This window comes from Plantactinospora sp. DSM 117369, assembly GCF_053764795.1.
On record NZ_CM132446.1, the window covers coordinates 7,194,651 to 7,220,868 of the forward strand.

Consider the following 26,218-nt stretch of genomic DNA (forward strand, 5'->3'; position numbering starts at 1 on the left):
GCGGTCACCGTACGGCGGGGAGCGGCGCCGGACGTGCGGAACCTGCCGCCGGAAGGACCTCCCGTGCGTACCCGACCCACCGCCGCACTGCTCACCGCCGCCCTGCTGACCCTGGTCGGCGTCGGTGTCGGCGTTCCCGCCCCGCCGGCCGCGAGCGCCGCCGCGCTGCCCTACCAGGACCCGGCGCTGCCGGTCGCCACCCGGGTGGACGACCTGCTCGCCCGGATGAGCCTGGACGAGAAGATCGGCCAGATGACCCAGGCCGAGCGCGCCTCGGTCACCCCGGCCGACATCACGAACTACCGGCTCGGCTCGGTACTCTCCGGCGGCGGCTCCGCGCCGACCCCGAACAACGCCACGAGCTGGGCCGACATGTACGACCGGTTCGCCAACGCCGCCCTCGGCACCCCGCTGGGCATCCCGATGATCTACGGCTCGGACGCCGTGCACGGGCACAACAACGTCGTCGGCGCGACGATCTTCCCGCACAACATCGGCCTCGGCGCCACCCGCGACCCGGAACTGGTCCGGCGGATCGGCCGGGCCACCGCCGAGGAGGTCACCGGCACCGGGGTGAACTGGACCTTCGCCCCCTGCCTCTGCGTGGTCCGCAACGACCGCTGGGGCCGCTCCTACGAGTCGTTCGGCGAGGACCCGGCGCTGGTCAGCTCGATGACCAGCGTGATCGACGGCCTCCAGGGCGCCTCGCTGGCCGGCCCGGCGTCGGTACTGGCCACCGCCAAGCACTACCTCGGGGACGGCGGCACCACGAACGGCACCGACCAGGGCGACACCCAGCTCTCCGAGGCCGAGTTGCGGGCCGTGCACCTGCCGCCGTTCGCCGAGGCGGTCCGCCGGGGGGTCGGCTCGGTGATGATCTCGTACAGCAGTTGGAACGGGCAGAAGCTGCACGGGCACGACTACCTGATCAACGGCCTGCTCAAGGGCGAACTCGGCTTCGGCGGCTTCGTGGTCTCCGACTGGAACGGCATCGACCAGCTCGACGGCGCCACCGGGTTCACCGCGGCCGAGGTACGCCAGGCGGTCAACGCCGGCATCGACATGGTGATGGTCCCGACCGGCTGGCGGCAGTTCATCGGCCACCTGCGCGCCGAGGTGCAGGCCGGCCGGGTCGGCCAGGCCCGGATCGACGACGCCAACCGGCGGATCCTGACCAAGAAGTTCGAGCTGGGCCTCTTCGAGCGGCCACTGGCCGACCGGTCGTACACCTCGACCGTGGGCAGCGCGGCGCACCGGACGCTGGCCCGGGAGGCGGTGGCCGCCTCGCAGGTGCTGCTCAAGAACGACGGCGGCATCCTGCCGCTGGCCACCGCGAACAACCGGATCTTCGTGGCCGGCAAGAGCGCCGACAACATCGGGTACGCCAGCGGCGGCTGGACCGTCTCCTGGCAGGGCGGCAGCGGGGCGATCACCCCCGGCACCAGCATCCTGCAGGGGATCCGGAACGCGGTCGCCTCCTCCAGCACGGTCACCTACCAGGCCAGCGGCACCGGCATCGACAGCTCGTACCGGGCCGCGATCGCGGTGGTCGGCGAGACGCCGTACGCGGAGGGGCGCGGGGACCGGCCGAGCGGGATGGGACTGGACGGCACCGACCTGGCCACCCTGGACCGGCTGCGCGCCTCCGGGGTACCGGTGATCGTGGTGCTGGTCTCCGGCCGGCCGCTGGACATCGCCGCCCAGTTGCCGAACTGGCGCGCCCTGCTCGCCGCCTGGCTGCCCGGCACCGAGAGCGCCGGAGTGGCCGACGTGCTGTTCGGGGTACGCCCACCCACCGGCAGGCTGCCGGTGAGCTGGATGAGCAGCGCCAGCCAGCAGCCGATCAACGACGGCGACGGCAAGACGCCACTCTTCCCGTACGGCTACGGACTCGGCTACTCCTGACCTGGAGGTTCGCAATCCGGGCGGACCGGGGCACCGGCCGCCGATTCACCCGACTTGCCATGGGCAGTACGGTCATCACGTGGCCACCGTCCTCCTGGTCGAAGACGACCATGTCGTACGCGGCGCCATGCTGCGCTCCCTGGCCGACCGCGGGCACGCGGTGCACGCGGTCGGTACGGCGCTCGATGCGCTGCGCCGGGTCGCCGCAGAAACCCCCGACCTGGTCGTACTCGACCTCGGGCTGCCCGACCTGGACGGCGCCGACGCGCTGCGGATGCTGCGCGGCATCACCGACGTACCGATCATCATCGCCACCGCCCGGGACGACGAGCAGGCGATCGTCCGGCTACTCCGGGCCGGCGCCGACGACTACATGGTCAAACCGTTCACCGGCGCCCATCTGGACGCCCGGATCACCACGGTGCTCCGCCGGGTCGGCCGGGCGAGCCGGACGGTCGAGCCGGCCGTACACTCCGTCGGCGGGCTGCGGATCGACGTCGGCGAACGGAGTGCACACCTCGACGGGGTGCCCCTGGCGCTGACCCGCAAGGAGTTCGACCTGCTGGCCTATCTCGCGGCGCGGCCCGGCCGGGTAGTGTCCCGCCGGGAACTGTTGGAGGAGGTATGGCGGCAGCCATCGGTCGGCGAGGATCAGACCATCGACGTGCATCTGTATTGGCTCCGCCGCAAAATGGGCGAGTCCGCGGCGAAGCCCCGCTACCTGCGCACCGTGCGGGGGGTCGGGTTCCGGTTGGTGGTACCGGACTGAGGTTGGCGCTGGCCTACCTCGGGGCCGGCATGACCACCATCGTCGCGCTCGCCTTCCTGATCCCGCTCGGCACGGCGCTGCAACGCGACGCCCGCGAGGACGCGCTCGGCGAGGCTGCCCGGCGCAGCGCGGCGGTCACCGGCGCGCTGGCCGTCACCGCCGACCCGGCGGCGCTGCGCCGGGTCGTCGAGTCGACCGCCGGCAACACCGGCAGTGCGCCGGTCGTGCACGGCCTGTCGCTCGGCGGCGACCCCCGGGCCGCCGCCGGTGACGTCGACCGGGCGATCCGGACCGGCACACCGGTCGTCGCCGAGGTCTCCGGTGGCGTGGTCCGGCTCGAACCGGTCCCGGTCGCCGGCCGGGTGCTGGTGGTCGAGGTCTTCGTCTCCGAGGCGGCGCTGAACGCCGGTACCGGCGGCACCTGGCTGATGCTGATTCTGGTGGCGGTCGGCCTGGTGATCGCCTCGGTGATCGTGGTAGACCGGCTCGCGGGCAAGGCCGTCGCCTCGGCCCGGGGGCTGGTGCAGGCGGCGCTGGCCGTCGGCGACGGCGACCTGGAGGTACGGATCCAGCCGAGCGGGCCCCGCGAACTGGCCGAGGCCGGGTACGCCTTCAACCGGATGGCCGACCGGCTGGTCACCTCCCGCACCGACGAACGGGAACTCGTCGCCGACCTGTCGCACCGGCTGCGTACCCCGCTGACCGTGCTGCGGCTCGACGCCGACGCGCTCGACTCCGACGACACCAGCGTCGGCTCGTTCAGCGCGGCCGAGCTGGACCGGCGCCGGACGATCCGGCGGATCCGGCAGGCGATCGTGACGCTGGAAGGCGAGATCGACGTACTGATCAACACGACCCGGAAGACGGTCGCCCAGGAGGCCGCGCCGGGGAGCTGTGACGTCAGCGAGGTGGTTCGGGACCGGATGGTCTTCTGGTCGGCGCTGGCCGGCGACCAGAACCGGTCGCACCGGGTCATCGGCGCGCACACCCGGATCCCGGTGCCGGTGCCCCGGGCGGAGCTGGCCGCCGCGCTTGACGCGGTGCTGGGCAACGTCTTCCGGTACACCCCGCAGGGCACCGCGTTCGAGGTCGCGGTCACCCGGCGGGACGGCTACATCGCGGTCCGGGTGGACGACGCCGGGCCCGGCATCGCCGACCCGGACCGGGCGCTGCGCCGGGGGGCCAGCGACCGTGGCTCCACCGGGCTCGGCCTGGACATCGCCCGCCGGGTGGCCCAGCAGGCGAACGGCTCGGTCAGCATCGACCGGGCCCGGCTCGGTGGGGCGAGCGTGGTCATGCTGCTGGCCGACCCGGACGCCGCGCCCCGGCAGGTGAGCCGGTTCGGGCTGGTCGGCCGGCTGGCCCGGGAGAAGGACGCGGTCACCCGCCGCCGCTGGTCCCGGCCGCGCTCCTCCGGCGACTGAGCGGCACCCGCCCGACGCTGACCGGCAGCCCGCCGACGTTGAGCGGCCACTCGGCCGGGAAGCCGCGCGTCCGGCCGGATCCGGCGTGCCCGCACCGAGTTTCTGGTTCCGCGCAAGTCTTCCTTAGGTCTGGATTAACGCCCGTCCGAGTGCCCTGCCGCGGTGGCAACATCAAACGCGATCCCATCCCGCTCCACCGGGCCACTACCCGCAGATGTTTGCCCCAACCCGGCCCGTGGAGCCTGGCGCGCGGCGGAAGCACGGTCCCCCACACCTGGTTTCCGTCGCGCGCCGATCAGCACGGCTGAGGTCGGGCCGGCGTACCGCCGCGACGCGCGGGGACGTACCGGTCGATCCCGGCCCCATGATCGCTGACCCGGCGCGGCCGCCCGCAGCACCCCGCGCCGGGTCAGCCTGTCTCCGCCGGCCGAACGGGTCAGGACCGATGTGCGACCAGGTAGGCGTCGATCTCGGCAATCAGCTTGTCCCGCTCCGGCGGCGCCAGGAACGAGGCGGTGACGGCGTTGCGAGCCAGCCCGGCCAGCCCGGCGGCGTCGAGGTCGAGCAGTCGGGCGGCGACCGCGTACTCGTCGTTGAGAGTGGTGCCGAACATCGGCGGGTCGTCGGAGTTGACCGTCACCAGCACGCCGGCCTCGACGAGCCGGGGCAGCGGGTGCTCCTCGATCGAGCCGACCGCCCGGGTCCGGACATTGGAGGTCGGGCAGACCTCCAACGGGATCTGCCGCTGGGCCAGGTGCTCCAGCAGCGCCGGATCCTGGGCCGCCGAGATGCCGTGCCCGATCCGTTCCGCGCCCAGTTCGCGCAGCGCGTCCCAGATGGTCCCCGGCCCGGTGGTCTCGCCGGCGTGCGGTACGGAGCGCAGCCCGGCCGCCCGGGCCTGGTCGAAGTAGGGCTTGAACTGCGGCCGGGGCACGCCCACCTCCGGACCGCCGAGCCCGAAGCTGACCAGCCCGTCCGGCCGCTCGTCGAGGGCGATCCGCAGGGTCTGCTCGGCCGCCGGCAGCCCCGCCTCGCCGGGGATGTCGAAGCACCAGCGCAGCGAGACCCCGAGTTCGGTCTCGGCGGCCCGCCGGGCATCCTCGATCGCCTCGCAGAACGCCGGGGCGGGAATCCCCCGGTGCACGTGCGAGTACGGCGTGACCGTCAGCTCCGCGTACCGGACCTGCTGGCGGGCGAGTTCCCGGGCCACCTCGAAGGTCAGCAGCCGGACGTCCGCCGGGTCCCGGATCAGGTCGACCACGCTCAGGTAGATCTCGATGAAGTGGGCGAAGTCGCGGAACTCGAAGTAGGCGGCGAGGGCGTCCGGATCCGCCGGCACCCGGGTCCGGCCCTCGTGCCGGGCGGCCAACTCCGCCACAATGCGCGGCAGCGCGGAGCCGACGTGGTGCACGTGCAGCTCCACCTTGGGCAGTCCGGCGATGAAGGCCGAGAGGTCGGTCACGAAAACTCCCTACTGACGTGCGCCGGTACGGGCGACGAAGAAGACGCGGTGGAACGGAAACTGCACCAACCCGTGCCGGACCGGGTACGCCTCGACCAGCCGCTCGTTCAGTGCGGCCCGGAAGTCGTCCCAGGCCGTACCCGCGCCGCCCAGCACGGCCCGGACCGGACGCAGCGCCGTCCCCTCCATCCAGCTCAGCACCGGATGGTCGGCGGCGCCGGAGGTGGCCGGGAGCAGGTGCACGTAGGTAGTTTCCCAGGCGTCGACGGCACAGTTCGCACCGGTCAGCAGGTCGGCGTAGCCGGCCGCGTCGGAGACCGGCGCGGCCCGGAGCAGGTCGGCGACCAGGTGCCGCCAGCGCGGGGCTTCGGCCACCTCCCGCAGCGCGCGGTGCGAGGCGGCGTCGAAGTTACCCGGCACCTGGACCGCGAGCCAGCAGCCGGCGGTCAGCTCGCGGGCCCAGCGCAGCAGCAACTCCTCGTGCCCGGGCACCCACTGCAACACGGCGTTGGAGACCACCACGTCGACCTCGGGCCCGGGCGACCAGGTCCGGGCGTCGGCCACCGCGAACTCGACCCCGGATCCGCCGTTGGCAGCGGCCGGCGCACCGACCCGGGTGGCGGCGGCGATCATCTCCGGTGACGAGTCGAGCCCGACGACCCGGGCGGTCGGCCAGCGGGCCGGCAGGGTCGCGGTCAGGTGGCCGGGACCGCAGCCCAGGTCGACCACCGTCCGGGGTCGCTCGGCGGCGACCCGGGCGAGCAGGTCGTGGAAGGGCCGCGAGCGTTCGTCGCCGTACCGGAGATAGCTGGCCGGATCCCACATGACTGTCCTCCAAAACCGTACGTACGTCTTGTTTACCATACCGGCACGGTGCCACCCCGGTGGGCCCGAATTCGGCGCGGGATAGGCTCGCCGGCGTGGAAAAGCGGAGATTCCCGCGGTTGAACCGCGAGGTCGGCGTGGTCGGGCTCGGCGCCTGGCAGCTCGGTGCCGACTGGGGCCAGGTCAGCGAGCCCGAGGCCCTGGCGGTGCTGACCGCCGCTGTCGAGGACGGAGTCACCTTTCTGGACACCGCCGACGTCTACGGCGACGGGCGCAGCGAGCAACTGATCGGCCGGTTCCTGCGCGAGCGGCCCGACGCCAGGCTCACCGTCGCCACCAAGATGGGCCGCCGGGTGCCGCAGACGCCGGAGGCGTACGTGCTGGAGAACTTCCGGGCCTGGACGGACCGGTCCCGGACGAATCTCGGGGTCGACGTGCTCGACCTGGTGCAGTTGCACTGCCCGCCCACACCGGTCTTCTCCACCGACGCCGTCTACGACGCCCTGGACACCCTGGTCGCCGAGGAACGCATCGCGGCGTACGGGGTCAGCGTGGAGACCTGCGACGAGGCGCTGGCCGCGATCGCCCGCCCCGGGGTGGCCAGCGTGCAGATCATCCTCAACGCGCTGCGGCACAAGCCGGTCGAGCGGGTGCTGCCGGCCGCCCTCGCCGCCGGGGTCGGCATCATCGCCCGGGTGCCGCTCGCCAGCGGCCTGCTCTCCGGCCGCTACGACGCGCACACCACGTTTCCCAGCGACGACCATCGCAACTACAACCGGCACGGGGAGTCGTTCGACGTCGGCGAGACGTTCTCCGGGGTGGACTACGAGACCGGGCTGGAGGCCGTACGGCGGCTGCGCCCGGCGGTGCCGCCGGGAGCCACGATGGCGCAGTTCGCGCTCCGCTGGATCCTCGACCAGCCCGGGGTCACGGTGGTCATCCCCGGCGCCCGCAACGCCGAACAGGCCCACTCGAACGTCGCCGCCGCCGCGCTCGCGCCGCTGTCGGCCGAGGCGACCGCCACGGTGGACGCGGTCTACGCCGAACTGGTCCGCCCGCAGGTGCACGACCGCTGGTAGCGCGATCGGCCGGAGCGTGCGGCGTGCCGCGAGGCGACGTGCGTTCCGGCCCGCCGTGCGGTTGGCTGAGTGCGACGGGTTGGCCGCGGAACGGATGTGACCGGCTCGCCGCGGAGCAGACGTCACCGGCTCGCCGCGGACGCCACGACCGGTTCAGCGCGGAGCCGGTGCGACCGGGTCGGCGCGGAGAGACGCGACGTCGTCGCGGAGAGGAGCGAGACAGATGAAAGGGTGGCTCCCGCTCACGCTCGGGCTGCTGGCCGTCGTCGTCGGCGCAGTGTGGACGTTGCAGGGGCTGGGTCGGCTCGGCGGCAGTGCGATGACCGGCGAACCACTCTGGGCCGTGATCGGGCCGGTGGTGGTGGTCGCCGGGCTCGTGCTGGTGGTGCTGGGCCTGCGCGCCCGCAGCCGGGGCAGGCCCTCCTGACCGGCGGACCGGTGCCGCCGGGTCGCACCGGATACGCGTCGAGCCCCGCGGGGCGCGGGGCTCGACGTGGATCCCAAAGCAATCGAAACTCGGGCCGGCGGGGGCCGGCCGTCACGGAATCAGATGGGGCGAACCTGCTCCGCCTGCGGCCCCTTCTGGCCCTGAGCGATCTCGAACTCCACCCGCTGGTTCTCCTCCAGCGTGCGGTAGCCGCTGGTCTGGATGGCCGAGAAGTGGACGAACACGTCAGCACCCCCGCCGTCGACGGTGATGAAGCCGAAGCCCTTGTCTGCGTTGAACCACTTCACGGTTCCCTGCGCCATGTGTATCTCCTTCTAAAACTGGCGGCCGAGCACGCCGTGCGGCCGGTTGGCCGTTTTCGAGCAGCGGCGCCTTGGAGTCGGCCCCCACCAAGGAGGACTTCCCTCGACCCACGCCATCTCTCAACAGCGTGGAACAGCAAACCACGTACGCAAAAACTTCGCATAGCCTACCCGACGAAATTCTCCGACATGTGACCTGAGAACGCGTCCCACGGCCCCGGAGGCATCGACGGCACGGGCTGGCGACAGCTCCGCTAACCGGACCAAACCGGATCAGCCCGGGAACTCTCCCCGGACTCGTCGCGCACCGTCGCCGACGGTTCGACAGCACCGTCGCGGCCGCCCAGGGCGACCGCCAAGACGGCGCCGAACAGGCAGAACAGCGCCGCAGCAGTGAACATCTCGGCGTACTCGATCCGGAGCGCGTCGCGTACCGCGGTTGTGTAGTCGGCGACCCGCTGCTGATAGACGGCGCGGTCCACACCGAACGGCAACGGGGTCACCAGGTCGGCGGTGAGTTCCTGGAACCGGTGCAGCCCCCATGCGGTGACTCCGGCGACCCCGAGCAGCATGCCCACCATCCGGGCCACCACCAGAGCGGCGGAGGCGACACCGTGCTGGGCCGCCGGCACCGCACGGAGTACCGCCGAACTCAGCGGTGCGATGACCAGCCCGAGACCGAAACCGGCCAGTACCAGATCGGTGTCGAGCCGGGGCAGTCCGACCGGCCCGATCGGGTACTGGGCCGCCAACGGGTCGACCGGCCAGCCGGCGATCAGCAGGTAGCCGAGTACGGCCAGCGCCAGACCGCCGACGGTGACAGCGCGGTCGCCGAGGCGCCGGGCGAGCAGCCCGCCGAGCACCGCGCCGACCGGCAGCGCCACCAGGAACCGGGTGAGCAGCAGCGCCCCCTGCACCGCGTCGCGCCCGAGTACGGTCTGCGCGAAGAGTTGCACGTCGACCAGGGTCACCAGCAACGCGGCACCGGCCAGGGCGCTCACCCCGAGGGCGACCAGGAAGGGCCGCATCCGTACCCCGGCCGGATCCAGCAGCCGGATCCGGGCCCGGGCCTGCCAGAGCAGGAACGCGCCGAACACCACCACCCCGGCCCCGACGGTGACCGGACCCCACGGCGGCAGCAGCGAACGCGCCGGATCGGGGTTGTAGAGCCCGACCACCAGCAGCCCGAGCGCCACCGCCAGCAGCAGCCCGCCGACGACGTCGACCCGCTGCCGGGCCGCGTCCGACCGGACGTCCCGGCCCGGCAGCGTCAGCCGGACCACCACGATCGCCAGCACCGCGAGCGGCAGGTTCACCCAGAAGACACCGCGCCAGCCGACCAGCGTGGCGAGCCCGGCGCCGTAGAGCGGACCGAGCACGCTGCCCAACTCCTGGGCCGCGCCGACCAGCCCCAGGGTCAGTGCCCGGCGCCGGGCCGAGCCGAGGTCGGAAACCAGCGCCATCGTCACCGGCAGCAGGGCGCCACCGGCCAGACCCTGTAGCCCCCGCCCGGTGACCAGCAGCGGCAGGCTGTCGGCGAGCGCGGCCAGCACCGAACCGGCGGCGAAGCCGGCCAGGCAGCATTCGATGACCACGCGCCGGCCGTACCGGTCGGAGAGCCGGGCGAGCAGCGGCATCCCGGCGACGTAACCGAGCAGGTAGCCGGTGACCACCGGAGTGGCCCGTTCCAGCCGGTTGACCGGGACCCGCAGGTCGCCGAGGATCTCGACCAGCAGGGTCACCACGACGTACGCGTCGAGGGCGGCGAGCAGCACCGCCGCGCCACCCACCCCGATCGCGAGCCGGCGACCGGCCCGCGCCACGGGATCAGGGGACACGGATGGTGACCGGAGCGTCGTACTCCGAGAAGGTCACCGTCACGGTCCCGCTCTGGCCGGGCACCGGGAACCGGGCCCGGTGCAGCAGCCGCCGGTCGGCACCGATCCAGAGCGCGCCGGTGACGTCCGCGCTGACCCCCGGCACCAGGTTGCCGAGCGCGGCGCCGGGCAGCGTCCCCTCGATCCGGTACGTGTCGACCCCGTCGACCTCCTCCCGACCCTCGGTGGTGCCGGTGGCCTTGCCGACCAGGTTGGCGACGCCACGGTCCGGGGAGAGGATCGCGGTCGGGTCGTAGATCGCCGCAGCGGTCGCCAGCGGCAGCTTCTGCCAGCCGCCGGTCAGCCCGTTGACGTGCAGGGTCTCGTCCTTGACCACGAACGACAGTTCCAGCGGCAGCCCGCCCTGCTCGATCTTGGCGGTCCCCTGGGCCTCGCCGGCCGCGGTGATCACACCCTCGGCGGCGCTGATGCCGAGGCTGTCGGCCGCGCCCTCGGTGGCGATCGCGAACCGGGCGGTCCGCACCGTGCCCAGCTCGGTCGCCGCGCTGGAGAGGAGTTCGGCCGCCTCGGGCAGGGTCGTGGAGTTCTCCGCGCCCCCGGCCGGGTCATCGGCGCCCCGGTCGGTGCAGCCTGTGGAGACGGCCAACAGCAGGCTCAGCGCACCGGCGAGCACGAGGGATCGACGCATAACCCGAAGCGTACTCACGACGGATGGACCGTCGGCGGCGATCCGCCCCGGACGGCTCCGGAGTCCGCCGACTCAGTCGGGCCAGCGGCCGGTCAGCCGGCGTACCCCGATCGCGCCGCCCCGGTCCACGGCGGCCCGGACGACAGCGAAGATGGCCCCCTGCAACGCGGCAGCGGCGAGGATCTCGCCCCAGCCCCGGTCCTCGTCGATCGCGTCCGGCGCCTCGCCGTCACCGGCCGTCAACTTCCAGACCTGCCGGAACACCGCGCCGGCGGCCACCCCGGCGGCCATGCCCAGAAGGATGCCCACCGGCCGGTAGGCCACCTTGCTGACTGTCCTGCTCACCCACGTCTCCCTCGTGCCACCAGCACCACGACCGCCAGCGCCAGCGCCCCGGCCGCGAACACGGCCCAGGACACCGGATGGCGCAACGCTACCGAACCGGCGTCGTGCACGGAGGACCGGACGTTCGCGGTGGTCTGCCCGGCCCGCTGCTTCACCCGGTCCCGGGTCTGCGCCGCCGAGCCCCTGATCCGGGCCTTCACGTCCGCCTTGGCCGCCAGGGCCTGCACCGTCTCGCCCAGCTCGGCCCGGGTCTGCCGGATCTCCTCCCGGAGCGCCTCCGGGTTGCCGAAGCCGTTGCTGCGGGTCATCCCTGTCCCCTGTCCCGGACCGCCGAGGCCACCGTACGCACGTCCGCGCGCAGACTGTCCGCCGTGGCCTTCGGCATCGGCGGCACCGCCCGGCGTACCTGGCCCCGGCCGACCAACGCGAAGATCCCGGCCAGGAGGAACAGTGCCCCGGCCACCACCAGCGCGGCGGCCCAGGCCGGAATCACCACTGCCAGTCCCAGCACCGCGGCGGCCACCAGGACGCCGAGTCCGCAGAGCGCCAGCGCGCCGCCACCACCGAAGAGCCCCACCCCGATCCCGGCGTGCTTGCCCTTCTCGGCCAGCTCGATCCGGGCCAGCGCCAGCTCGTCGCGTACCAGCCGCGACACCTGCTCGGTGGCGCGCTGCACCAGCTCGGCGGTGGACTGCTCCGCGACCGGTCGAGCGGAGTCGCGTACGACATCGGCCATGCTGTCCTCCTATCCCGGTTCCTGGGTGTATGCCCCGGTCGCCGGTAGTTCAATCCTGCCGACGGTCCGTTCGCGCCCGGTGTCCGTTCGTCGCGCCCGTCCCGAGCCGGGCGGACGGCTGGCCGGGTGCGGCGGAGGCGGAGATGCGTCCCGCCCCCGCTGTGGTTAGTGTCCGCCACCGAGCGTCCCGATGGCGGCCGATCCGGCAGGTCAGCGGCCCGACCCGCGGCACTCAGCGCGGCGGCGCCTCGGCCGGCTCGTCGGGGCCGACGAAGGCACTGCTCCGGGCCTCGCCGTCGTCGGTACCGCCGAAGAGCCGGGCGTCGTCCGGCGGCTCGTGCTCGGTCGGCCGGCTGTCCGCGGCGGCACCGGGCACCGGGCGGCTCGGCTCGACCCACTGCCAGGGCAGCCGGCCGGAGGCGTCGCCGACCTCCGTGCGCAGCCGGGGCAGCGCGGTCGGCCGCTGGTCCCGCAGCCAGCCGACCAGGTGCTCCCGGACCAGGCAGCGCAGGTCCCAGAGCCTCGGCGCGTCGGCGGCGCTGACCAGGGCGCGCAGCCGGACCATCCCGCCGACCGCGTCGGTGACCTGGAGTACGCAGGTCCGCCCGTCCCACAACTCGGTCCCCTCCACCAGCCGGCGCAACTCCTCCCGCATCGCCTGCACCGGCACCGACCAGTCCACCTCGAACTCTGCGGTGCCCAGCACGGCGGCCTGGGTACGGGTCCAGTTCTGGAACGGCTTGGTGGTGAAGTACGACGTCGGCAGGATCAGCCGCCGGTCGTCCCAGATCTGCACCACCACGTAGCTCAGGGTCAGCTCCTCGATCCGGCCCCACTCCCCCTCGACCACCACCACGTCGTCCAGCCGGACCGCGTCGCTGAACGCCAGTTGCAGCCCGGCGAAGACGTTGCCGAGCACGCTCTGCGCGGCCAGCGCGGCGACCACTCCGATCACCCCGGCCGAGGCGAGCACGCTGGCGCCGACCCCGCGCACGCTCGGGAAGGTCATCAGCATCACCCCGGCGGCCAGCACCACGATGACCGCGATGGTGACCCGGCGCAGCATGACGATCTGGGTCTTGATCCGCCGGGCCTGCCGGTTGTCCGGCACGTCGAGCCGGAACCGGGCCAGCGCGGTGTCCTCGCTGACCAGCAGCAGCGAGGCGACCAGCCAGGCGGTGGTGCCGATGACCGCCAGGACGAGCAGGTGCAGCAGGGTCCGCCGCCACGGCGTACCGATGCCGTAGCCGGTGCTGAACCGCACGCCGAACTGGATCGCCAGCACGGTCGCGGCCACCTGGAAGGGCCGATGCGAGTGCTCGGACAGCTCGCTGAGCAGCACGGACCGTCGGCCGAGCCGGCGTACGGTCCGGTGCACCACCTCCACCACGGCGAGCGCGAACAGCGCCGCGCTCACCGTCGCGATGACCGTCCACAGATAGCTGTCCACCAATGTTCTTCCTTCCACGCCGAAGCCGGGCGCCGCTGCGGGATGTCTCCCGAGCCGCACCCGGCGAGGCTGCGAACGCGTGGGGCCAAATACGTAGAATGCCCCAGAGAGCCCTATGAATCCAGGTCAGACCTTCCGATACCTCGCCTGCACCAGGCAGAACACGGCGAACGCGGCGATGCCGAGCGCCACCAGCGTAAGCAGGATCGACCCGTACGCCTGCTCCCGCAGCGTGTGCAGGGCGGCGTCCAGGCCCCGGGCCCGGTCCGGGTCGTAGGTCACCGCGGCCGTCACCACCAGCAGCCCGGCGATGCCGTACGCGATGCCCTTGGCGACGTAACCGGCGACGCCGAGCCGGCGGGCCAGCGTGCGGGTCTGCGGGCTCATCTCACCGGTCTTCAGGTGCCGCTCGAACCTCTTGACCGCGCCGTACCAGACCAGCCCGATCCCGAGGGCCGCCAGGGCGAGGCCGATCACCCCGACCAGCAGCCGCCCCCCGGACGAGGCCATCAGTTCCTCGGTCAGCGCCTGCTGCTTGTCCGCACTGGACGAGTTCGCCTGCTGCACCACCTGATAGGCCGTCCAGGCGAAGTAGAGGTAGACGAGGGTCCGGCCGAGCGAGGTGAGCCGCTCGACGACCCGCTCCCGGCCCCGGTATTCCCGGTGCCCGATCGCCGCCTCGAAGGCCTGCCAGATCGCCATCGCGAGCAGCCCGACCCCGATCGCACCGACCAGGAAACCGCCGGGCGGCTGCGCGGCCAGGGTACGCAGTGCGCCGGACTGGTCGCCGTCGTCGGTCGGCCGGCCGAAGGCGATCTGCAATGCCAGCCAGGCGAAGAGCAGGTGAACGAGCCCGTAACCGACGAAGCCGGCCCGGGCGAGGATTTCCAGGGGCTTGCTGTTGGCGGCGCGGGCCGCGCTCGCTCCGGCGGTAGAAGTCGCTGACATGGGCGTGTCAATGACCGATCGGGACGATTTCCAAACGTCCGGGCGCCGGTTCCAAACGTCCGGGCGCCGGAGGCGACTCCACCCGGGCGGTGGCCGGCGGTGGCGGATCGTCCCGCCACCGCCCGCCCGGGTCACAGCTCAGCCGGCGTTGCGGCCGATCCGCACCACCACCTGCTCCTGGTCGGCGCTCTGCACGGTGGCGTACAGGCCGCCGACCTCGGTGGCCTGCTGGCCGACGGTCAGCGCCAACTGCTCACCGGCGACTTCGATGGTCACCTTGTCGCCATCGACGCCGATCAGCTTGGCCTCGACCCCGAGGATGCTGGCCTTGGCGTCGACGCCCCGGTCGAAGGTGACGGTGCAGGCGTCCAGCCCGCAGTCTGTGGTGGCGCCCTCGGAACTACAGCCGGCCAGGACGGCCACACCGAGGGCCAGGCCGGCGAGGAGGCCGGCGGCACGACGGACGGTGGTCATTTGGCGGTACGGGGGATTCGTCACCCCACCAAGGGTACCCGGAGTGATCCAGGCAACGGCCCAGCCGACTTCCCGGCTGCGGCCGATATCGTGCCTGCCATGCCGTTCGAGATCGCCCGGGTCCGGGCCGCCTACCCCGCCCTCGCCGAGGGATTCGCGCACTTCGACGGGGCCGCCGGTACCCAGGTGGCCGCCCCGGTCGCCGATGCGGTGGCCGGCACCATGCGAACCGCGGTGGCCAACCTGAGCAGCGCGCACCTCCCCGGGCAGCGCTCCGGTGAGCTGGTGGCGGCGGCTCGAGCGGCGGTCGCCGACCTGGTCGGGGCGACCCCGGACGGGGTGGTCTTCGGGCCGAGCGCGACCGCACTGACCTACCACGTGGCCCGGACGCTCAGCCAGGCGTGGCGCCCCGGCGACGAGGTGGTGGTCTCCCGGCTCGACCACGACTCCAACGTCCGGCCCTGGGTGCAGGTTGCCGAGGCGACCGGCGCGGTCGTCCGGTGGGCCGAGTTCGACCCGGAGACCGGCGAACTGCCGGCCGGGCAGTACGCCGACCTGGTCGGCCCGCGCACCCGGGTGGTGGCGCTCACCGCCGGCAGCAACGCGATCGGCACGGTGCCGGACGTGGCCGGGATCGCCGCTATCGCACACGCAACCGGTGCGTTGGTCTATGTGGACGGGGTGCACGCCACCCCGCACGGCCCCACCGACGTCGCCGCGCTCGGCGCCGACTTCTACGTGACCAGCGCCTACAAGTGGTCCGGCCCGCACCTCGCCGCCGTCGTCGCCGACCCGGCCCGCTGGGCGGAACTGCGCCCGGCCAAGCTGCTGCCCTCGCCCGACCGGGCACCGGAGCGGTTCGAGCTCGGCACGCCGAGCTTTCCGCTGCTGGCCGGGATCCGGGCCGCCGTCGACCACCTGGCCGGGCTGGACCCGGACGCCACCGGCGAGCGCCGAGCCCGGGTACGGGCCGGTCTCGCCGCCGCACTGGAGCACGAGAACCAGCTCTTCGTCCGCCTGCACCGGGGCCTCGCCGAACTGCCCGGGGTGACCGTCTACGGCTCGCCCCGGCACCGCTGCCCGACGGTCTCGTTCCGGCTCGCCGGCCAGACCCCGCAGCAGACCGCCGCCGCACTCGGCCAGCGCGGTGTCTGCGTCTCGGCCGGCGACTACTACGCGTACGAGTACTTCTCCGCGCTGGGCCTGCGGGACAGTGGCGGGGCGGTCCGGGCCAGCGTCTACCACTACAACACGACCGAGGAGGTCGACCGGCTGCTCGCCGAACTCGACCGGCTGGTGGTGGGCGGGATCACCGACAGCACCGGGCTGGTGAGTGGAGAATTGCTCCGGTGAGCTCACTCGTCGAAGAAAATCCCGCCCGCCGCCGCTTCGAGATCCTGGTCGACGACGCCCTGGCCGGCTTCATCGGCTACCGGGTCGAGTCCGGGACGATGGTGCTGGTGCACACGGAGGTCGACAAGCAGTTCGAGGGGAAGGGTGTCGGCAGCGCGCTGGCCCGGGGCACCCTCGACCAGCTCCGCGACCGGGGCGAGCGGGTCCGGGTCACCTGCCCGTTCCTGCTCTCCTTCCTGGAGCGTCATCCCGAGTACGCATCGGTGGTCGCCGACGGCTGAGCCCGTCCGGGGGTGCGGCGGTCGGGTCCCGGCGACGGGCTACCGTCGTACCCGTGGCGGAGCCGGAAGTGCGCACGACGGGCCGGGCGGGTCGGTGGATCACCGTGGTGGTCGTGGTGGTGGCGCTGGCCGCCGTCGGAGTCGGCGTGGGGTTCTGGCGGGGCTGGTTCGCCGACCCGTCGGTCTCGGACGCGCCTCGGGCCCGGGCCGGCACCGTGCAGACCCTGGTCGCAGACCTTGAGGCGCCCTGGGGACTCGCCTTCCTCCCCGACGGCTCGGCACTGGTGACCGAGCGGGACAGCAAGCGGGTCCTCCAGGTCTCCGGCGGTACGGCCCGGGAGGTGGCCCGGATCGAGGAGGCGGCACCGGCAGGCGAGGGCGGCCTGCTCGGCCTCGCCGTCTCCCCGGACTACGCCACCGACCGCTGGGTGTACGTCTACTACACCGCCGCCGACGACAACCGGGTCGCCCGGCTGCGCCTCGGCGATACGGCTCGGGAGGTCGTGCTGAGCGGCATCCCGCGCGGCTCGCGCACGCACAACGGCGGGCGGATCGCCTTCGGGCCGGACGGCATGCTCTACGTCGGCACCGGGGACGCCGGGGACCGCGACGCCGCGCAGGACCGGAACAGCCTGGCGGGCAAGATCCTGCGGATGACCCCGGACGGCCGGCCCGCTCCGGGCAACCCGTTCGGCGACACCCTGGTCTACAGCTACGGCCACCGCAACGTGCAGGGGCTCGGCTGGCACGCCGACGGGACGATGTACGCGGCCGAGTTCGGCCAGAACCACTACGACGAACTCAACCGGGTCACGCCGGGCGGCAACTACGGCTGGCCGGAGGTCGAGGGCGACTCCGACGATTCCCGGTTCGTCACCCCGGTCGCCACCTGGGGTACCGCCGAGGCGTCCCCGAGCGGGCTGGCGGTGGTCGGCGACCGGGTCTGGCTGGCCTGCCTGCGCGGGCAGCGGCTCTATCGGATCGGCACCGACGGGCAGGACGCCGAGGCGCTGCTGACCGGCGAGTACGGCCGGCTCCGGCACGTCGCCCCGGCGCCGGACGGGTCGCTGTGGGTACTCACCTCGAACCGCGACGGGCGCGGCTCGCCGGAGGACGACGACGACCGCATCCTCCGGCTGGTTCCCTGACCGGCCCGACCGACCCGGCTGCCGGCGGGCCTAGATCGCGTGTTCCGGCGCGGGTAGGTCGGTGAACGGGAAGCGGAGTCGGAAGTCGGGCCAGGGCACGCTGAGCCGCAACCAGTCGCCACCACGGCCGGCGTCGACGCCCAGCTCGGCGATCTGACCGAGATCGGCGAGCGAGCGCCGGGCCTGCTCCTCGGTGACGCCGGCCGCGCCGGCCAGGCTGGTCAGGCTGGTGCTGACCACGCGGCGCCGCCATCGCCGCCGGGTACGCGCAGCCAGCCGCCGGATCGCGATGGCCACCAGCACGGCCTGGTCGTCCCGCTGTGCCCGGGCCTCCAGCTCCCGCTCCGCCTCGGAGAGCGGCAGCACGTCCAGCGGATCGCGGTCCAGCCGGGGCGTGACCCACGGATCGTCGCCCTCCTCGTCGTTCAGCTCGAAGAGGCCGAACTCTGCCAGGCAGAGCAGCAGCTCGCCGACGGTGTGCGGGACCGGCACGTCGCGCCGCCGGCACATCTCGGCGAACAGCTCGATCCGGGTGGCGCGGATCCGGACCATCCAGGCGTAGTGCTGCCGGGCGTTCAGCTCGGCGTCCTCGGCGTCCCGGCCGGCGCGGCGCCACCGGGCCCGGTCCACCCACTCGTCGACGCTGCCGGGATCACACCACGCCGAGCCCTCCCAGGGGACGATCGTCGACCAGGCCGACCGGCGGAACCGGGAGTCCCCGGGCACGACGGTGAGGTAGACGAAGGCGCAGGGAAGCCACCTGATCCAGGACGGGGTAAGGGCGGCCCGCTGCCAGCGAGGGGTCACCGGAGGAACGATACCGCGACTCGCCGTGAACGTGGGGGCACCCTTGGTGACAGCCGCGGTACGGATCGGGTGTCGTCCCGGCGGTCCGATCAGGACCGTCCGGCGAGCACCTCCGCGGCGGCCCGGCCGGTGGCCCGAGTGGCGCCGTAGGTGGCCAAATGCACCCGGCCGGTGACGATCGAGGGTACCCCGAGCTCCACCACCACAGCGTCCGGGCGGTCGGCCAGGATCCGGCGCACCGCCGCCGCCATCCAGTCGTGCCGGTGCAGGTCGCGGACCACCAACACCAGTGGTCGGCCGGCCGCCCCGGCGAGCGCCCCGGTCGGCGGGACACGGTCGGCGGCCAGGTCGTCGGCGGCCAGCCGTACGGTCGTGGTGCCAGGCAGCAGGGCGGCCAGCGGGGCACCTACGCCCCACGGGGTCTCGGCGCCGATGGCGATGTTCCGGGGCGGCTCGAACTCCAGCACGTGGGCCGGGCCGGTCAACGGCAGTACGGCCGGGCCGGCACCGTCGGTCAGCCGGACCGCCCGGCGTGCGGCGGCCAGGCCCAGCGGAGAGCCGTCCGGGCCGGCGGGCGTCCACTCGGCGCGCTGGGCCCGGGCGGCACCGCTCCACGCGGCCAGCAGGCCCACCCGCTTGGCCGCCTCGACCAGGCGCTCCTCCGGCAACACCCCGGCGAGCACCGCGTCGACGATCGCGTCCCGCAGCCGCAGGGCGTCCGCCTCGTCGGCGTGCTCGCCGCCGACACAGATCGCGTCGGCCCCGGCGACCAGGGCCCGGACGGTCGCCCCGGCGAAGCCGTACCGGTCGGCGACCGCGCGCATCTCGATGCCGTCGGTCACCACCACACCCTGGAAGCCCAACTCCTCGCGCAGCAGATCGGTCAGCACCCGCCGACTCAACGTCGCCGGCCACTCCTCGTCGACCGCCGGGACCAGCAGGTGACCGGTCATCACCGCCTGCACCCCGGCGTCGATGGCCGCCCGGAACGGCGGCAGCTCGCAGGCGTCGAGCCGCGCCCGGGAGACCGCGATCCGGGGTACGTCGAGATGCGAGTCGACGCTGGTGTCCCCGTGCCCGGGGAAGTGCTTGGCGCAGGCGGCGACCCCGGCCGACTGGAGGCCGCGTACCCAGGCGGCGGTGTGCCGGGCGACCAACCCCGGGTCGGCGCCGAAGGCGCGTACGCCGATCACCGGGTTGTCCGGATTGGCATTCACGTCCGCGTCCGGGGCGTAGTTCAGGGCGATGCCGGCGGCGGCCAGCTCGGCGCCGAGGTCGCGGGCGACCGCCTCGGTCAGCTCGGGGTCGTCGACCGCGCCGAGCGCCAGGTTGCCCGGGCGCGAGCTGCCGAGCCGGGACTCCAGCCGGGTGACGTCGCCGGCCTCCTCGTCGATCGCCACCAGCACGTCCGGCCGTTCCGCCCGCATCGCGTCGGTCAGCGCGGCGACCTGCCCGGCGTCGACCACGTTGCGGGCGAACAGCACCACCCCGCCGAGCCCTTCACCGAGCCACCGGCGCACCCAGTCCGGCGGTCGGGTGGTGCCGACGAACCCGGGCTGGAGCACCGCCGCCGCCAGACTGGACAGGTTGTCCGTCGTTCCGCTCATCCCGCCGGTTCCCCCCGCATCTACAGTGGACAGCCGCCGCCCTGGTAGCGGCGGGTGCTGCCATGGTCACACCACCTCGACAAATAGTCAAGAAACCTTCCTATTAGCCGGAACGGGCCCGGACGTGCGACATGGCCGCCGGTGACGTGCGACAGTGCTGGAATGCAGTCGAGCATCCCGGAGACCGCGCCGCGCCTCACCGAACTGCCGCACCGCCTGCTTGCCGCCGAGGAGACGAGCTGGTTCGACATTCCGGGCGTTCGGATCGTGGGCGCCATCCTCGGCACCGTGCTGCTGGTCGCCGCCCTCCGGTCGATGTTCGGTCGTCGCTAGGCGGTCGATCTTCGCTCGCAATCCGGTGGCCGATCTTCGGTCGCAGTCGGGCGGACGACCGCCGCCGCACGGCCCCTCCGCCGCACGGCCCCTCCGCCGCGCAGGCCCTCCGCCGCGCGGCCCCTCCGCCGCGCCCGCCCGGCGCTCCCCGACATGACCTGTGCGGCGGACTGTCGAGCTGGGCGCACGAATGGGGCACGGATCGAGACCCCGCAGCGCGATCAGCGCGACGAACGCGGACATGAAGCGGCACACGCGGCACAGACGCGGAGCACAAACGCGGCCCAGAGGCGGCACGGACGCGAAACGTAAACGCGGCACAGAGGCGACACGGACGCGACGCGTAAACGCGGCACGGAGGCGGCACGGACGCGACGCGCAGACGGGCGGCAGAGGCGAACAGACGCGACGCGTAGACGGGCGGCAGATGCGTGGCGCGGAGACGGCGCAGACGCGGGGATGGCTGGACCATGCGGGGTGGGTGCAGGGACGGGGCAGCTCGACAGTCTCGTCGGGAGGTAGTACGGGCGCGGGCGACCGGGGCCGTCTCGACCGGTCGGATTTCCGATAAGCGCGGTTCCGCTGCGCGCACTAACATCGACGATCATCGTGACATCGGCAAACGACGCCGCAGCTCACGACCACTTCAGCGCCAGAGATAGTGGCATGAGATGCCGTGCCGAGCCGATGGTTGACCCCGCCCACTCCAGGAGTCGAGAATTCCAAGACGGCGACGGCGAGTGACGCCAGCCTGACCGTGCGTTCGTCGAGCTGCATTGGAGCGTTGATGGGGAGGCTCAGCATTCCCGCCCTGCCGGAGGGGCCGATCCGGGAGTTCTACGAACGGCTGCACACACTGCATCACGTGGCGGGCCAACCCAGCATGCGCGCCCTGCACCATGGCACCCGCACCGCCACCCGCCCCCGGGGGATCAACGCGACCTCGATCCACGCCGCATTCGCCCGGCCACGGCTGGCGCGGTGGGACGTGGTCAGCGAAATCGTCCGGCTGCTCGACGGTGACGTGGGCGAGTTCGCGGAGCTGTGGCAGCAGGCCCGGCACCGGGAGTTGAGCGCGGACGTGCCGCCGGGAACGGTGCTCGGGGCGTACCCGAAAGAGGTTGGTGGATCGTGGCCGGCAGACCGGTCGGGCGGCCCGGTGCCGCGCGAGTTGCCGCCGGACCTGCGGACGCTCTCCGGCCGAGAGCGGCAACTGGCCGAACTCGACACCGTGCTCGACGCCGGCACGGAGGCTGCTATGACGATGATCATCGTTCTGACCGGGCCGCCCGGCGTCGGCAAGACCGCGCTGGCCGTGCACTGGGCGCACCGGGTCGCCGACCGGTTTCCGGACGGACAGCTCTATCTGGACCTGCGCGGATACCACCCGGTACCGCCGACCCGGCCGACCGACGCGCTCGCCGGGCTGCTCGGCGCGCTCGGCGAGGACGCCGCGACCCTGCCTCCCGGGCTGGCCAGCCGGGCCGCCCGGTTCCGCACCCTGCTCGCCGACCGGCGGATGCTGGTGGTGCTGGACAACGCCGGCTCGGTGGACCAGGTACGCCCACTGCTGCCCGGAACCGGTCGGTGCCGGACCCTGGTCACCAGCCGGGACAGCCTGGCCGGTCTGGTCGCCCGGCACGGGGTACGCCGGCTCGACCTTGACCCGCTCGCGCCGCGCGCGCCGCCGTTTCGGGGCGGGCCCCTCGGGGTACCTCCGGCGACCGATGAAGCTGCCACCCCTGCACGCCACCCGGCTCCGCCGTACCGCCCGGCACCGATTCGGCTGGCGATCGTTGCGCCCCGACCAACTCACGGCGATGCGTGCGGTGATGCGCCGCCGGGACGCTCTCGTCGTACTGCCGACCGGGGCCGGAAAATCGGCCGTCTACCAGGTACCGGCGACGCTGCTGACCGGACCGACGGTGGTGATCTCACCGCTGCTGGCCCTCCAGCAGGACCAGATCGCCGCGCTCAACGACCGTGACCAACCGGAGCTGCGCGCGGTACGGATCAGTTCGGCGGAGAGCCGCGCGCAGCAGGCCGCCGCCCTGGACGAGATCCGATCCGGCCGGGCCCGATTCCTCTTCACCACCCCCGAGCAGCTCAGCAACCCGGAACGGCTGGCCGAGGTACGCGCGCTGCGCCCTGCCCTGGTCGCGGTCGACGAGGCGCACTGCATTTCCGCCTGGGGGCATGACTTCCGCCCCGACTATCTGGCACTGGGACACCTGATCCGCGAGTTGGGCCGCCCGCCGGTGGTCGCGCTGACCGCCACCGCGTCGCCGCCGGTCCGGGACGACATCGTCGGCCGGCTCGGCCTGCACCGGCCCCGGGTGGTGGTCTCCGGACTGGACCGGGCGAACCTGTTCCTGGAGGTGGCGAACTGCGCCACCGAGGACTATCGGTGGCGGCGACTGCTCGCGCTGCTCCGCGCCGAGTCCCGCCCGGGCATCGTCTACGTGCCGACCCGGCGGGCCGCCGAGGAACTCGCCGCGAGGCTGACCGCCGCCGACTTCCCGGCGAAGTACTACCACGGCGGGATGCCGGCCGGCGCCCGCGAGGAACTGCACGAGGACTTTCTCGCCGACCGGGTACCGATCATGGTCGCCACGTCGGCGTTCGGGATGGGCATCGACAAGTCGAACATCCGCTGGGTGGCGCACATGGCGCTGCCCGACGCGCCGGACAGCTACCTCCAGGAGATCGGCCGGGCCGGCCGGGACGGCGAACCAGCCCGCGCATTGCTGCTGTGGCGGGCCGAGGACCTCGGGCTGCGCCGCTACTTCACCGGCGGCGCCCCGGACCCCGAGGAGCTGCGCGACCTCGCCGCGCTGCTCCGGGACGGGCCGACCACCCGGACCGCGCTGCGCGAGCGGACCGGGCTCGGCGCCCGCAAGCTCGGCCAGCTCCTCGCCCTGCTGGAACGGGTCGGCGCCGCCGACACCCGACCGGACAACCGGCTCGGCAGCCCCCGGTACGCCCCGAAGCCCGTCGACGCGGCCACCGCCGCGCTGGCCGAGGCGGATCGGCAGCAGACGGTGCAGCGGTCGCGGACCGACATGATGCGGGCGTTCGCCGAGACCCGGAGCTGCCGGGGGCAGACCCTGCTGGCCTACTTCGGCGAGCGGCTACCGAAACCCTGCGGGCACTGCGACAACTGCCACGCCGGGCTGGACGCGACCGCACCGGGAACCGGCACCCGGAACGGTACTGGTCGGCGCAGTGAACGTAAGGGTCCAGGAGCCAACGGTCCCTTTCCAGTACACAGCGCGGTCCGGCACACCGAGTGGGGCTCCGGGATGGTGCTCGGCTACGAGGACGACCGGATGACCGTGCTCTTCGACGAGGTCGGCTACAAGACCCTCTCGGTGCCGGTGGTCAGCGAGCAGGGCCTGCTGGAGCCGGTAGACGACTGATCTACGGTGTCCCGGGGTACGGGTCACAGGACGCCGTACGGCGATTCGGTTTGCCCTCGGCCACGAGGTGCCGTGGGATGTGATGGTTTGTTCTCAGTGGAGGGAGGTTGCCGTGACCGAGCAACCGCTATACGCGAGCGAGTTCGGATTCTCCGACGACGAGTGGGGGCTGCTCGTCGGTCTGCCCCAGTCGGTGCTGACCGCGGCCAGCGCCGCGGAGTCGGACGGCAGCCGCCGGACCCGGACGGAGAACGCCGCCGGGCTGGAGAGCATCGCCGCCGGACGGGAGTCGGCCAGCCCGCTGGTCGCCGCCGTCGCCGGGGAGCTGATCACCCGGGTCGGCGACCCGGAGGTGGGCGAGGAACTGCCGGCGATCGAACCGGACGACCCGAAGGCGCTGATCGCCGACGTGCTGAGCCGGGCGCAGAGCGCGTCGAAGCTGCTCGCCGGCAGGGTCTCCGAGGGCGAGGCCGGGGCGTACCGGCACTGGCTGCTGACCATCGCCGAGCAGGTGGTGACCGCCGCGTCGACCGGCGGGGTACTCGGCCTCGGCGGCGACGAGGTGACCGAGTCGGAGCGGCGCTTCCGCGACGAGCTGGCGCACGTACTCAACGACTGACCGAAGGCGAAGCGCCCCGTATACCCGCGAGGGTTACGGGGCGCTGTGCGTAGTCGGGTCAGCGGGTCGTGACGTCCTGGACGAACGCGCGCCAGGCGGCCGGGCCGAAGGTCAACACCGGTCCGGCCGGGTCCTTGCTGTCCCGTACGCCGACAATCTCGGGGAGGTTCTTCGCCACCTCGACGCAGGTGGATCCGCCATTACCGCTGCGGGTCGACTTCCGCCAGATGGCACCACTCAGGTCTGCCATGTCGCCGCTACTTCCTTAATCAAGCTGAGGGTCTGCCCGGTGGGCAGGGCTACCGCCCGCATGGCTTCCCATTTGCCCTCCAGGGTATCAATCTCGTCCTGTTGGCTGACGACGTGCGCGCGCAGCGGATCGTCCAGATGCGCGGCGACTCCGGACGGTCCCTTGGCCAGGATGAAGCCTCCGGCGAGCCCGGCGTGCGCCCCTGCGGTGGCGGGCACTGCCTGGAGATGGATGTGCGGGCGTTCGGCGAACTGGACGAGGCGGTCGCACTGTTCGGCCATGACCGCCGGGCCGCCGACGCAGCGGCGCAGCACCGCCTCGTCGACCATGACGAAGAACTGCGGCGGTTTCGATCCGGCGAGGATGCCCTGCCGCTCCATCCGGGACTGGGTACGCTGCTCCACCTCGTCGGTGGTCATCAGGCCGCCCCAGCCGAGGACGGCCCGCGCGTACGCCTCGGTCTGCAACAGGCCGGGCACGAGCGCCGGCTCGAACCAGCGGAGTAACCGTGCCTCCCGTTCGATTTCGAGCCACTCGCGCAGCCAGGCCGGTTCGCGGCGGCGCAGTACGTCCGGCCAAAGGTCCCCTACGTCCCTGCCGACGGCTTCCGCGACCTGGGCACGATGCCGGGTCTGCGGGATCCGTCCGGGAGTCACCCAGCGAGCCGCCGTCTTCGGATCCACGCCGATCCGGCCGGCGAGCGATTCGGCCGTCTGACCGGCCTCGGCCATCGCGACCTTGAGAGCGTGGTTCATTCCAGCTCCTAACCGGACGTACCCAACGAATGAAGGCCATTCCGTGGCGCGGTGTGATTGTTCCATCACCCGGCGCAGGCTTCAATCCATGGCGCCTCCGCTCGGACCCATCACCCGCAGCACATCGCCAGGACGGGCGGAGGTTGCCGACGGGGGTGGCGCCAGCGGGGTTGGGATGCCCTGGCGCCGCCCCCGTCTCCATTGCCTCGAAGGGAGAGACAGCATGCGACCGATCCGGCGAGACAGGCCGCGCCACCGCCGCGACTGGCGCCGACTCTGGCGGTACTGCCGATGTGGGTGGCGCTGGCGCTGCCCCGACTCGCTCGGCCTGGTGCCGATGCCGTACTCGCCAACGGTGCCGCCGCTCGACCGCACCGCCCAGCGCGCGGCCGTCGTTTCCGAGCCCTCGTACCCGGGCGCACCGCAGCCTCCTCCCCCAGCCGTCCGGCACTGGGCCCGTAACGACAGGCATCCGCGTAACGAGCGGCATGCGTCGGGGAACTCGGCAGCCGGACGGTACGAGATCGGCCGGGTGGACGCGCTGACCCCCGCGCGACGGCACCGCGCCCGGCAGGTCGAGCGGGCGTGACCGGCCGCCCCGCCCGGGTACTCATGTTCCGGCCGCACGCCCGGTTCCGCGCGCACACGCACACCCGGCCGCTGTTCCTGTGCCGCGAGTGCGGCGCGAAGTGGCCGTGCCAACCGGCCCGGCTCGCGTTGCTCGTCGCCTACCGGAGTAACCCCGCCGGCCTGTGCGACATGCTGACGAACAAGCTGGCCATGGCCCTGTCGGACCAGCCCCGGGCCGACCCGGACGACCTGACCGCCCGCTTTCTCGGCTGGCTGCCCGACGGCCGCTGACGCCATCGCTCACCTGTACGTCAGAGGCGCTAGCACTGGCGGTAGCGCCTCTGACGTACAGCTGAGTCGGCGGCCCCGGGCGAACGACCACA

General features: G+C 73.0%; 27 protein-coding genes and 1 pseudogene. 13 read left to right on the plus strand and 15 right to left on the minus strand.

The window, feature by feature from the left end:
- The first annotated feature begins 63 nt into the window (after positions 1-63).
- The 3 genes from ACSMXO_RS30325 to ACSMXO_RS30335 all read left to right on the plus strand — a co-directional run bounded on the left by ACSMXO_RS30325 (position 64) and on the right by ACSMXO_RS30335 (position 4,098).
- On the plus strand, positions 64-1,905 hold the full coding sequence (locus ACSMXO_RS30325) for a glycoside hydrolase family 3 protein (RefSeq protein WP_455414798.1): 1,842 nt from the start codon (positions 64-66) through the stop codon (positions 1,903-1,905).
- A 79-nt stretch (positions 1,906-1,984) separates the two neighbouring features.
- Positions 1,985-2,674 carry a response regulator transcription factor gene (locus ACSMXO_RS30330; RefSeq protein WP_101366818.1) on the plus strand — a complete coding sequence of 230 codons (690 nt, stop codon included), beginning with the start codon at positions 1,985-1,987 and terminating at the stop codon, positions 2,672-2,674.
- A 29-nt stretch (positions 2,675-2,703) separates the two neighbouring features.
- Positions 2,704-4,098 (plus strand): HAMP domain-containing sensor histidine kinase, encoded by a 1,395-nt coding sequence (locus ACSMXO_RS30335; RefSeq protein WP_346261785.1) that lies wholly within the window; start codon positions 2,704-2,706, stop codon positions 4,096-4,098.
- 436 nt (positions 4,099-4,534) lie between these two features.
- Here the strand turns inward: ACSMXO_RS30335 and ACSMXO_RS30340 are convergent, their stop codons facing one another.
- Together ACSMXO_RS30340 and ACSMXO_RS30345 are read right to left on the minus strand one after the other, a co-directional pair.
- On the minus strand, positions 4,535-5,560 hold the full coding sequence (locus tag ACSMXO_RS30340) for an adenosine deaminase (RefSeq protein WP_346261727.1): 1,026 nt from the start codon (positions 5,558-5,560) through the stop codon (positions 4,535-4,537).
- Between the two features lie 9 nt (positions 5,561-5,569).
- Positions 5,570-6,385 carry a trans-aconitate 2-methyltransferase gene (locus tag ACSMXO_RS30345; RefSeq protein WP_346261728.1) on the minus strand — a complete coding sequence of 272 codons (816 nt, stop codon included), beginning with the start codon at positions 6,383-6,385 and terminating at the stop codon, positions 5,570-5,572.
- Positions 6,386-6,480: 95 nt separating this feature from the next.
- Between ACSMXO_RS30345 and ACSMXO_RS30350 the strand changes: the two genes are divergently transcribed.
- Positions 6,481-7,464 carry an aldo/keto reductase gene (locus ACSMXO_RS30350; RefSeq protein ID WP_455414799.1) on the plus strand — a complete coding sequence of 328 codons (984 nt, stop codon included), beginning with the start codon at positions 6,481-6,483 and terminating at the stop codon, positions 7,462-7,464.
- Positions 7,465-7,687: 223 nt separating this feature from the next.
- The gene (locus tag ACSMXO_RS30355) at positions 7,688-7,891 is read left to right on the plus strand and encodes a hypothetical protein (protein ID WP_346261730.1); all 204 of its coding nucleotides are present in this window, start codon (positions 7,688-7,690) and stop codon (positions 7,889-7,891) included.
- A 119-nt stretch (positions 7,892-8,010) separates the two neighbouring features.
- Here the strand turns inward: ACSMXO_RS30355 and ACSMXO_RS30360 are convergent, their stop codons facing one another.
- The 9 genes from ACSMXO_RS30360 to ACSMXO_RS30400 form a co-directional block, all read right to left on the minus strand.
- The gene (locus ACSMXO_RS30360; protein WP_007075740.1) at positions 8,011-8,214 is read right to left on the minus strand and encodes a cold-shock protein; all 204 of its coding nucleotides are present in this window, start codon (positions 8,212-8,214) and stop codon (positions 8,011-8,013) included.
- A gap of 254 nt (positions 8,215-8,468) precedes the next feature.
- Positions 8,469-10,052: an MFS transporter gene (locus tag ACSMXO_RS30365; RefSeq protein WP_455414800.1), complete on the minus strand. Its 1,584-nt coding sequence runs from the start codon at positions 10,050-10,052 to the stop codon at positions 8,469-8,471.
- Positions 10,042-10,740, minus strand: a complete 699-nt coding sequence (locus ACSMXO_RS30370; RefSeq protein ID WP_455414801.1) for an LppX_LprAFG lipoprotein — start codon at positions 10,738-10,740, stop codon at positions 10,042-10,044. The genes ACSMXO_RS30365 and ACSMXO_RS30370 overlap by 11 nt, the downstream gene beginning before the upstream one ends.
- 72 nt (positions 10,741-10,812) lie before the next feature.
- Positions 10,813-11,085 carry a DUF4235 domain-containing protein gene (locus tag ACSMXO_RS30375; protein WP_318397304.1) on the minus strand — a complete coding sequence of 91 codons (273 nt, stop codon included), beginning with the start codon at positions 11,083-11,085 and terminating at the stop codon, positions 10,813-10,815.
- Positions 11,082-11,393, minus strand: coding sequence for a DUF3618 domain-containing protein (locus ACSMXO_RS30380; RefSeq protein WP_455414802.1), 312 nt, complete (start codon positions 11,391-11,393; stop codon positions 11,082-11,084). Before ACSMXO_RS30380 ends, ACSMXO_RS30375 begins: the two co-directional genes overlap by 4 nt.
- On the minus strand, positions 11,390-11,821 hold the full coding sequence (locus ACSMXO_RS30385; RefSeq protein WP_346261734.1) for a phage holin family protein: 432 nt from the start codon (positions 11,819-11,821) through the stop codon (positions 11,390-11,392). Before ACSMXO_RS30385 ends, ACSMXO_RS30380 begins: the two co-directional genes overlap by 4 nt.
- Before the next feature lie 232 nt (positions 11,822-12,053).
- Positions 12,054-13,271 (minus strand): mechanosensitive ion channel family protein, encoded by a 1,218-nt coding sequence (locus ACSMXO_RS30390; protein WP_455414803.1) that lies wholly within the window; start codon positions 13,269-13,271, stop codon positions 12,054-12,056.
- Between the two features lie 126 nt (positions 13,272-13,397).
- On the minus strand, positions 13,398-14,219 hold the full coding sequence (locus ACSMXO_RS30395) for a DUF1206 domain-containing protein (RefSeq protein ID WP_455414804.1): 822 nt from the start codon (positions 14,217-14,219) through the stop codon (positions 13,398-13,400).
- 138 nt (positions 14,220-14,357) lie between these two features.
- Positions 14,358-14,693 carry a hypothetical protein gene (locus ACSMXO_RS30400; protein WP_455419342.1) on the minus strand — a complete coding sequence of 112 codons (336 nt, stop codon included), beginning with the start codon at positions 14,691-14,693 and terminating at the stop codon, positions 14,358-14,360.
- Between the two features lie 99 nt (positions 14,694-14,792).
- Here ACSMXO_RS30400 and ACSMXO_RS30405 point away from each other — a divergent pair, with 99 nt between their 5' ends.
- The 3 genes from ACSMXO_RS30405 to ACSMXO_RS30415 all read left to right on the plus strand — a co-directional run bounded on the left by ACSMXO_RS30405 (position 14,793) and on the right by ACSMXO_RS30415 (position 17,475).
- A complete protein-coding gene (locus ACSMXO_RS30405; protein ID WP_455414805.1) occupies positions 14,793-16,046 on the plus strand; it encodes a cysteine desulfurase-like protein in 1,254 nt (417 codons plus the stop codon).
- Positions 16,043-16,327: a GNAT family N-acetyltransferase gene (locus ACSMXO_RS30410; RefSeq protein WP_346261739.1), complete on the plus strand. Its 285-nt coding sequence runs from the start codon at positions 16,043-16,045 to the stop codon at positions 16,325-16,327. Before ACSMXO_RS30405 ends, ACSMXO_RS30410 begins: the two co-directional genes overlap by 4 nt.
- Before the next feature lie 107 nt (positions 16,328-16,434).
- Positions 16,435-17,475 (plus strand): PQQ-dependent sugar dehydrogenase, encoded by a 1,041-nt coding sequence (locus tag ACSMXO_RS30415; protein ID WP_455419343.1) that lies wholly within the window; start codon positions 16,435-16,437, stop codon positions 17,473-17,475.
- 30 nt (positions 17,476-17,505) lie between these two features.
- Here the strand turns inward: ACSMXO_RS30415 and ACSMXO_RS30420 are convergent, their stop codons facing one another.
- Positions 17,506-18,282: a DUF6042 family protein gene (locus ACSMXO_RS30420; protein ID WP_346261741.1), complete on the minus strand. Its 777-nt coding sequence runs from the start codon at positions 18,280-18,282 to the stop codon at positions 17,506-17,508.
- Between the two features lie 89 nt (positions 18,283-18,371).
- A complete protein-coding gene (locus tag ACSMXO_RS30425) occupies positions 18,372-19,889 on the minus strand; it encodes a glycoside hydrolase family 3 protein (protein WP_455414806.1) in 1,518 nt (505 codons plus the stop codon).
- A 162-nt stretch (positions 19,890-20,051) separates the two neighbouring features.
- Here ACSMXO_RS30425 and ACSMXO_RS30430 point away from each other — a divergent pair, with 162 nt between their 5' ends.
- The 4 genes and pseudogenes from ACSMXO_RS30430 to ACSMXO_RS30445 all read left to right on the plus strand — a co-directional run bounded on the left by ACSMXO_RS30430 (position 20,052) and on the right by ACSMXO_RS30445 (position 24,260).
- A complete protein-coding gene (locus tag ACSMXO_RS30430) occupies positions 20,052-20,222 on the plus strand; it encodes a hypothetical protein (RefSeq protein ID WP_346261789.1) in 171 nt (56 codons plus the stop codon).
- Positions 20,223-21,105: 883 nt separating this feature from the next.
- Positions 21,106-21,714, plus strand: a pseudogene (locus ACSMXO_RS30435) (AAA family ATPase); the annotation flags it as partial.
- Between the two features lie 235 nt (positions 21,715-21,949).
- Positions 21,950-23,641 (plus strand): RecQ family ATP-dependent DNA helicase, encoded by a 1,692-nt coding sequence (locus ACSMXO_RS30440; RefSeq protein ID WP_455414807.1) that lies wholly within the window; start codon positions 21,950-21,952, stop codon positions 23,639-23,641.
- A gap of 112 nt (positions 23,642-23,753) precedes the next feature.
- On the plus strand, positions 23,754-24,260 hold the full coding sequence (locus ACSMXO_RS30445; protein ID WP_455414808.1) for a hypothetical protein: 507 nt from the start codon (positions 23,754-23,756) through the stop codon (positions 24,258-24,260).
- Between the two features lie 58 nt (positions 24,261-24,318).
- Here the strand turns inward: ACSMXO_RS30445 and ACSMXO_RS30450 are convergent, their stop codons facing one another.
- Both ACSMXO_RS30450 and ACSMXO_RS30455 read right to left on the minus strand, forming a co-directional pair.
- Positions 24,319-24,510: a DUF397 domain-containing protein gene (locus ACSMXO_RS30450; protein ID WP_432880600.1), complete on the minus strand. Its 192-nt coding sequence runs from the start codon at positions 24,508-24,510 to the stop codon at positions 24,319-24,321.
- On the minus strand, positions 24,498-25,265 hold the full coding sequence (locus ACSMXO_RS30455) for a DUF5753 domain-containing protein (protein ID WP_455414809.1): 768 nt from the start codon (positions 25,263-25,265) through the stop codon (positions 24,498-24,500). The genes ACSMXO_RS30450 and ACSMXO_RS30455 overlap by 13 nt, the downstream gene beginning before the upstream one ends.
- A gap of 585 nt (positions 25,266-25,850) precedes the next feature.
- Between ACSMXO_RS30455 and ACSMXO_RS30460 the strand changes: the two genes are divergently transcribed.
- A complete protein-coding gene (locus ACSMXO_RS30460) occupies positions 25,851-26,126 on the plus strand; it encodes a hypothetical protein (RefSeq protein ID WP_455414810.1) in 276 nt (91 codons plus the stop codon).
- Positions 26,127-26,218 lie beyond the last annotated feature (92 nt).